The sequence below is a fragment of the Streptomyces laurentii genome, assembly GCF_040635425.1.
Lineage (GTDB): Bacteria > Actinomycetota > Actinomycetes > Streptomycetales > Streptomycetaceae > Streptomyces > Streptomyces laurentii.
Window position 1 is genome coordinate 1 of record NZ_JBEYHT010000135.1, and the last position, 1,387, is coordinate 1,387.

At 66.5% G+C, this 1,387-nt stretch carries 1 protein-coding gene; it reads left to right on the plus strand.

Annotated features, from left to right (window positions below; all coding sequences use genetic code 11):
- The first annotated feature begins 66 nt into the window (after positions 1-66).
- Positions 67-1,245 carry an IS701 family transposase gene (locus tag ABZ693_RS36105; RefSeq protein ID WP_435842649.1) on the plus strand — a complete coding sequence of 393 codons (1,179 nt, stop codon included), beginning with the start codon at positions 67-69 and terminating at the stop codon, positions 1,243-1,245.
- Positions 1,246-1,387: the final 142 nt, after the last annotated feature.

A 1,387-nucleotide genomic window follows, 5' to 3' on the forward strand; every position in this document is an offset into this window, starting at 1 on the left:
TACTGCAACCGCATCTGGGGTGACTGATGGCACTGTTCGTCGTTGATGTGACTGTGTGCTGATGAGTTGACGGTCGAGCAGGTCGAGTCGTGGTCGGAGGGGATAGCCGGGCTGCATGCCCGCTTCGCCCACCGTTTCGGCAGGTCCGAGCCACGTGAGCGAGCGCTGGACTACCTTCAGGGTCTGATCGCTCCTCTGGAGAAAAAGAACGGTTGGACGCTGTCGGAGCAGGTCGGACAGCTCCGCCCGGACGGTGTCCAGCGCCTGCTCAACCTCTCGGACTGGGACGAGAACGCGGTCCGAGACGACATCCGTGACTTCGTCGTGGAGACCATCGGCAGGCCGGACGGTGTCCTGATATGCGACGACACCGGCTTCCTGAAGAAGGGCACGAAGTCGGCCGGCGTGCAGCGGCAGTACTCCGGAACAGCCGGAAGGACCGAGAACTCCCAGATCGGCACCTTCCTGGCCTACGCCTCGGCAGCCGGCCGGGCACTGATCGACCGCGAGCTCTACCTCCCGGCGTCCTGGACGGACGACCGGGACCGCTGCCGGGCCGCCGGCATCGCCGACGAGGTGCCCTTCGCCACCAAGAACGAGCACTTCCGACAGATGGTGCAACGTGCCATCGACGCCGGAGTGCCGTTCGCGTGGGTGACCGCGGACGAGGCGTACGGGCAGGTCAAGCGCACCCGGTTCTGGCTGGAGCAGCGCCGGATCGCGCATGTGATGGCCACCAAGGTCAACGACACAGTGATCACAACGCGTTGGGGCGAGGAACGCGTCGACCGTCTGATCGCCGCGCTGCCCCGGCAGCGCTGGAAGCGGATCTCGGGCGGACAGGGCGCGCACGGGGAGCGAATCTACGACTGGGCCCGTATCGCGATCCGCCCGTGCTGGGAGGACGGCTTCGGGCACTGGGTCCTGGCCCGCCGCAGCGTGGCGGACCCCACCGAGATCGCCTACTACGTCTGCTACGGCCCGGCTGTCTCACGGCTGAAAGACCTGGTCAAGGTGGCCGCGGCGAGGTGGGCGGTGGAGGAGTGTTTCCAGACGGCCAAGGGCGAGTGCGGCCTGGACCACTACCAAGTCCGGCTCTACCGGGCCTGGTACCGACACATCACTCTCTCCATGGCCGCCCTCGCCTACCTGACCGCCATCCGTGCCGCAGAAGCCACAAAAGGGGCACCGTCGACGACGAGCAAGACCTCATACCCCTCAGCGTCCCGGAGATCCGCCGACTGATCGGGCACGTCGTCATCACGCCCCGCCACCACACCAACGAACACCATCTGCACTGGTCACGCTTCCGCAGACGCAGCCAGGCCCGAGCCCGACGCTCCCACTACAAACGCCGAGGCCACACACCCCAGATGCGGTTGCAGTA